Here is a 6,238-nt window from a genome sequence, read left to right on the forward strand (position 1 = left end):
GTAGGGATAATTCCGTAGGGATAATTCCGTAGGGATAATTCCGTAGGGATAATTCCGTAGGGATAATTCCGTAGGGATAATTCATGAATTATCCCTACTCAGGAATGCTTTGTTTAATGCTTGTCGGGGAGAGAAATTTTCTGTCTTCATACCTTTATCCCTATTCCTACCCATCCCGGTTTTGGAGTCTATTTTTTTCTCTCTTATCTTCCCTCAAAAACCCTATATATATGGGCGCACGGATTCCCATTATATAAAAAGTATAAAGCAAGTCTCGGCATTTGTCAAGGGTTTTTAGAAAAAAGTTATTCGCTTTGATTTGGGAGATAATACTGGTGCTTTGGAGGATTTAAATATGGCTATTGCTCTCCAGTCTAACTATGCTGAAGCTTACTATAATCGAGGTTTAGTTAAGGAAAAATGGGCGAGAAGAAAGAAGCGATTTCGGATTATCAATTAGCAATTAGTTATCAGCCTAATTATGGCGAAGCTTATTATAATTTGGCTCTTGCTACCTACGATGATAAAAATCCTAGTAGCCGAGTAGCGAGCCTTAACTATTGGCAAAAAGCCGCTAATGCTTTGATAAAAACTGGTAATTTAGAACTGTGTGAACGCACAGTAGAATGGATGCTAAAAATGCAGTAATTTGTCTAAAAAAATAAGCTCAGGTATGACATTCTCCGTCGCTGTAGTGCAGTAGGAGAGTGGGGAGAAGGGAGAAAAAGGCTGATAACTGATAACTGACGACCGGCTCCCCAAAACGAAAACTTCGTACCTCACCATGAAGATAGCTGCTATATCTAAAATCCTTATTCATCCCCTAAATAAGCTTCAATCACCGCGGGATTCTCCCTGACTGTGGCCGGCTCTCCCAAAGCGATTAACTTACCGAAATCTAACACGGCAATGCGATCGCATAATCCCATCACTAAAGGCACATGATGTTCGATTAACAGGACAGTTAAAGCTAAATTATCACGAATTTGTCGAATTAGCTGACTTAATGACCCCTTTTCGCTGGGATTCATCCCGGCTGCCGGTTCATCGAGGAGTAATAACTGGGGTTGCAAAGCTAAAGCGCGGGCGATTTCCAAGCGTCTTTGATCACCATAGGCTAAATTAGAGGCTTTCCGATTGCTTTGGTCAGTTAATCCGACTAAATCTAATAATTCCGCTGCTCTTTTATAGGTTTTTTCCTCCTCCCTTCTCGAAACTGGTAAACCGAAAATTCCCGTCCAGAGATTGGAGCTATTGTGAATGTTACCAGCGATCGCCACATTTTCTAAAGCCGATAATTCACCAAATAAGCGCAAATTCTGGAAAGTCCTGGCAATTCCTGCCTGAGCGATCTGGTGAGGACGATAATTCGCCAGACTGTACCCTTGATAAATTAAATCACCACTCGATAGGGGGATTAAACCGGTGATCAGATTAAATAAAGTCGTTTTTCCCGCCCCATTGGGTCCAATTAAGCCAAAAATCTCGTTTTTTTGTACCTGAAAGGAAACCCCATCGACAGCGACTAATCCCCCAAATCGACGGGTTGCCCCCCGCACTTCTAATAAATTTGCCTGCATCCTTGTTAACAGATTAAATTAGTCGATTTTACTCCCTCAAGACTATTTAAGGTAAGCATTGCACCGACCCAAAAAATATTTGTCAGGAGATTTACCCTGAAAGAATCAGTTTTAAAGATTTATCGGGCAATTATTGTGATGAGGAAATACTTTACACAATCCTGACCAGATAAACAAGACGGCTCACCACTACTAGCGAATCACTACCCATAACGAAAAACTGCCATAATTGCAGAAATGTCCTCATCTAGCCAAAAGGCGATCGCTATTGATGAAAAATGACGCTAAAACTATCGATCTCGTCATCCGGCTGTTTTTTCTCGGCCTGTTGTTATTTGCTGGTTTTACCCTGCTGCGTCCCTTCCTAACCATGATCCTCTGGGGAGCAATTCTAGCGATCGCTTGGTATCCGCTCTTTCTCTGGTTAAAAAAGTTACTCGCTGGCCGGGCGAAACTGGCCGCAGTTCTCCTCACCCTACTTTGTCTAGGGATTATTATCGGTCCGGTGAGTGGCATTGCAGCGGTTCTGGCGGGTAATCTGCGAACGATGGCCGAATATATCGATACTGGTGCGGTGCTGATTCCCCCTCCCCCCGCCGATGTGGCCACCTGGCCGCTGATCGGCGAAAGGATTGCCAGTCTCTGGCAGCAGGCATCGGATAACACGGGTCAATTTCTTCAACGCTTCGAGCCACAATTAAAAGAACTGGGGAAAATCTCCCTTTCTCTGGCCACCAGTACCGGTCTGACGGTGCTGAAATTTATCGCCTCGATTCTGATTGCGGCGGCCCTCACCCTCTCGGCCAAAAATCTGACTCACCTGATGAACCGGTTAGCGGAAAAGATCGCCCCGGGTCGAGGAATCGCGCTGGCCAGTCTTACCGCCTCCACCGTCCGCAATGTTAGCCGGGGTATTATTGGCGTTGCTATTATCCAGAGTCTTTTGATCGGCATCGGTTTAGTAACGGTGGGAACGCCTGCGGCCGGTTTATTAACTCTGCTCACCCTAATTTTGGGCATTCTCCAAATTGGCCCCGGTTTGATTGTCTTGGGGGCGCTCATTCACGCTTGGGTAACACTACCCAATTCCATCGCCCTCTTGTTTACCATCTGGATGATTCCCGCCACCTTGGTCGATAATTTCCTCAAACCGATCTTAATGGGGCGCGGCCTGCCCATTCCCATGGTGGTGATTCTGCTAGGGGTGTTCGGGGGAGTGATCGCCTACGGGATTATTGGTTTATTCGTCGGGCCGGTTCTGCTCGGTCTTTGCTACGAGTTAGTCAGGGCTTGGATTGGCGAGGATAGCCCCGAACCGGTGGCAAATAGCCATGATCGGCCAATCTAAGGGGCGATAGCTCTGATTTTTACCTTAATCTTTCCAGGGAACTTAGAAAAAAAAGATTAATTTAGCCACGGTTCCGGTTAAGCAGATTGAGGTAAAAGCCAGTACATCTAAAGGGAAGGTTTCTTCAGTTGGTGACAGTAAGCAATCAAACCGCAGAAAACGTTAAGGCAAAAATTAACCGGACTGGAGTGAGGAGAATGTTCAATTTAAGAAATAGGTAGTTATTTGAATGTGGTGGTTGGTTTATTGTAAGAAGATAAAGGTGTATATTTGGACGGTAATTAATATATAAACAAAGAAAATTATCGGTTTATATTTGGTAGATACAAGTCGTTATCAGCCCCAAAAAAACTATGATAAACTTGAGAATTTGTTGATAGAAAATAGGTTTATTCCCCCTGAAATATTGCCGATTTATTCTTTGATTGTGTGACAGTTTTTGAAAAATAGTCTTATTTATTGCCTCCGTTGATTGAGAACTCCTTGAGCTTACCTCATTCTCAATAATGCTGTCCTTATTGCGGTGAATAATCAGGCTTTGGATAAATTTAAGAAAAATTTTATTATTTGGTTAATCTTGTCTATTTACAATCACAGATGGATGAAAAGTTTGACCCTAGAGCGGAAAGGTTGGGCTTGTCTTTTTCCCTAAACATAAACAGAAAGAATTCAACACCCTCAAATGATTGACCGATTATAGCGGTTTTCATCAGAATGAGGCATGGGCAAGGGGCTTAAACCCTTTGTTGGCAAAACTGGCTCTTCTGGTTTCTGTGTGGAAACGAGGTCTATACTGATAGAATATCCGCAGAATAGTGCTAAAAGTCTTGCCTGATAGGTATTTCACGATTGATTTTATAAGCAAAAATTATCACACAAAGTCGAGAAGAGCCCAAAACTTATCGATACCTCGGTAACGTGAAAAGTGCTATAATTTTCGGGAAATTACCCGATGTGCAACTAAAAAGGACGGAATCAGAGTTCCGGAGGATACTTTATCTCTGCTGATTTCTGAAAGCCTTGTAAATCAAGACTACAAATATAGTTGCACACGCCATAAATAAAATCGGGTGTGCCTAGTCATGAAGACAACACAAGTAAGTTCTGATTCAGTTAGTACATATATGCCATCTCCAGAAGATTCTTTGAGTTTTGAGCGCTCCTTCCCAATCACGGATGGTCTAAGAGGTTCCGGCGATCTAAGTGGAGCCATCGAAACGAACTCTAACCCCTCCCCATCTACAGTATCCTCTGAGGCTCCTACGGTTCCCCCAAGTGTTTCAGTCTCCCCTGCTGCTAATAGTTCCCCATTGTTTACCGCTTCTCTTAGTATTAACTCTTCCCGTCATTCCACCAGTCCAGCGGTGGGTCTTACTTCTCTACCCACCGCTGCCCCCGTCACCTCAGAGGTAAAACCTGCAGCAACTAGCACTATTGCCCCCCATGCTCCCAATCAACTCATTGTCAAGTTTAAACAAGGGATCGCCACCGCCCAAGCTGCTCAGTTTCACTCCCTCTTTGGTGCTGTTAAAACCCAGAAGATTAAACTAACGGGGGCAGAGATTTGGAAATTATCCGGGTCGCTCTCTGTGGATACGATTCTGGCAGAATATGGCTCCAATCCAATTTTTGAATACATTGAACCCGACTATATTGTGACAAAAGGCACAATTAGTCCCCAGGCGACATTCCCCAATGACCCTGGTTTTAATCAACTTTGGGGATTGCATAACACCGGACAAAGTGGTGGTACTGCCGACGCGGATATTGATGCCCCTGAAGCCTGGGATATTCAAACCGGCGATCCTAATCTAGTGATTGGGGTTATTGATACGGGGGTTGACTACAACCATCCCGATTTGGCTGGTAATATCTGGACAAACCCAGGGGAAATTGCGGGAGACGGCATTGACAACGATGGCAATGGCTACATTGATGACATTCGCGGTTGGGACTTTGCCTATAACGACAATGACCCCAGTGATGTTCATGGTCACGGAACCCATGTTGCTGGAACTATTGCTGGCAAAGGAAATAATGGGGTAGGCGTGACGGGGGTGGCCTGGAATGCCAAAATCATGCCGCTGAAGTTCCTTGATGATACGGGGTCAGGCTCTACCTCCAATGCTATTTTGGCAATTAACTATGCGACGGCCAAAGGAGTTAAGCTCACCAATAATTCCTGGGGTGGCGGCGGTTATAGTCAGGCACTCTATAATGCGATTAATGCGGCGGGTCAGGCGGGGGCTTTATTTATTGCGGCGGCTGGTAATAGTGCACAAAACACTGACACAAGCCCCTCCTATCCTGCCAGTTACAACCTAGCTAATATTATTTCCGTTGCTTCCACCACCCGCACCGATTCCCTCTCGTCGTTTTCCAACTATGGCTTAACCAGCGTAGATTTAGGCGCGCCTGGTTCAGCGATTTACAGTACCACTCCCAACAATACCTATGCCACCTATTCAGGGACATCCATGGCAAGTCCCCATGTGGCAGGGGCGGCGGCTTTGTTGTGGTCACAAAATCCTACCTGGACAGCCCAACAGGTGAAAGATGCCTTAATGAACACGGGGGATCCGATTGCGGCTCTAGCTGGTAAAACGGTTTCTGGTAAGCGGCTCAATGTGTTTAACGCTTTGGCGGCGGCTAACTTACCTTCTGTCACCGTCAGTGTCAGTCCCACCAGTGTGCAGGAAGACGGTACGACTAACTTGGTTTATACCTTTACTCGCACTAACTTAAACCTGAGTTCTCCCCTGACCGTTAACTTCGGGGCGAGTGGCATAGCAAACGCTGCCCCAGTGGGAAGCGACCCAGCCGATTACAACGTATTAACAGGTAGTGGTGTCACCTTCGACCCGACGACGAAATTGGGAACCGTCACTTTTGCCCCTGGTGCGACAACGGCAACGGTCGAGGTTGATCCGATTGCCGACACCGTACAGGAAAACAGCGAATCAGTTATTTTAACCGTCAATTCCGGGACGGGCTACATTGGTGGTTCTCCTAATACAGCAACGGGAACTATTATTTCTGAGGAAGGATTTACCACCTACTTCTGGGATGATTTTGCCAATAACAGCAAGGGTTGGACTCTGGGGACAGAATGGCAAATCGGTGCTGCCACAACTTCTACAGGTCAAAATTATGGCAACCCTGATCCCGGAACGGACAATACTCCCACAGCCGATAATGGTGTAGCTGGGGTTGTTATTGGGGGAAATGCCTCTACAGCCTTGCACGACTTCTATTATTTAACCAGTCCGATCATCAACACCAGCACGGCCAATCAGTTGTTCTTTGAATA

General features: G+C 45.5%; 3 protein-coding genes and 2 pseudogenes. 3 read left to right on the plus strand and 2 right to left on the minus strand.

The window, feature by feature from the left end; translation table 11 throughout:
• Positions 1-304: 304 nt before the first annotated feature.
• A pseudogene (locus tag O9295_RS14175) lies at positions 305-648 on the plus strand (tetratricopeptide repeat protein); the annotation flags it as partial.
• Positions 649-812: 164 nt separating this feature from the next.
• Here O9295_RS14175 and O9295_RS14180 read toward each other — a convergent pair.
• Entirely contained in the window at positions 813-1,580 is a 768-nt protein-coding gene (locus O9295_RS14180; RefSeq protein WP_125731277.1) for an ABC transporter ATP-binding protein, read from the minus strand.
• Between the two features lie 271 nt (positions 1,581-1,851).
• On the opposite strand from O9295_RS14180, the gene O9295_RS14185 reads away from it, so the two are divergent.
• On the plus strand, positions 1,852-2,928 hold the full coding sequence (locus O9295_RS14185; RefSeq protein ID WP_288033444.1) for an AI-2E family transporter: 1,077 nt from the start codon (positions 1,852-1,854) through the stop codon (positions 2,926-2,928).
• A 107-nt stretch (positions 2,929-3,035) separates the two neighbouring features.
• Here the strand turns inward: O9295_RS14185 and O9295_RS27410 are convergent.
• A pseudogene (locus O9295_RS27410) lies at positions 3,036-3,134 on the minus strand (IS982 family transposase); the annotation flags it as partial.
• Between the two features lie 876 nt (positions 3,135-4,010).
• Between O9295_RS27410 and O9295_RS14190 the strand changes: the two are divergent.
• A partial coding sequence (locus O9295_RS14190; RefSeq protein ID WP_288033443.1) for a S8 family peptidase occupies positions 4,011-6,238 on the plus strand: 2,228 nt, incomplete at its 3' end.

The sequence above is a fragment of the Microcystis sp. LE18-22.4A genome, assembly GCF_027531105.1.
Taxonomy (GTDB): Bacteria; Cyanobacteriota; Cyanobacteriia; order Cyanobacteriales; family Microcystaceae; genus Microcystis; species Microcystis aeruginosa.

Excerpts from the sequence above, each read along its gene's own strand:
- O9295_RS14180 (WP_125731277.1), bottom strand. The coding sequence starts at position 1,580 with ATGCAGGCAAATTTATTAGAAGTGCGGGGGGCAACCCGTCGATTTGGG.
- O9295_RS14185 (WP_288033444.1), top strand. The coding sequence starts at position 1,852 with ATGAAAAATGACGCTAAAACTATCGATCTCGTCATCCGGCTGTTTTTT.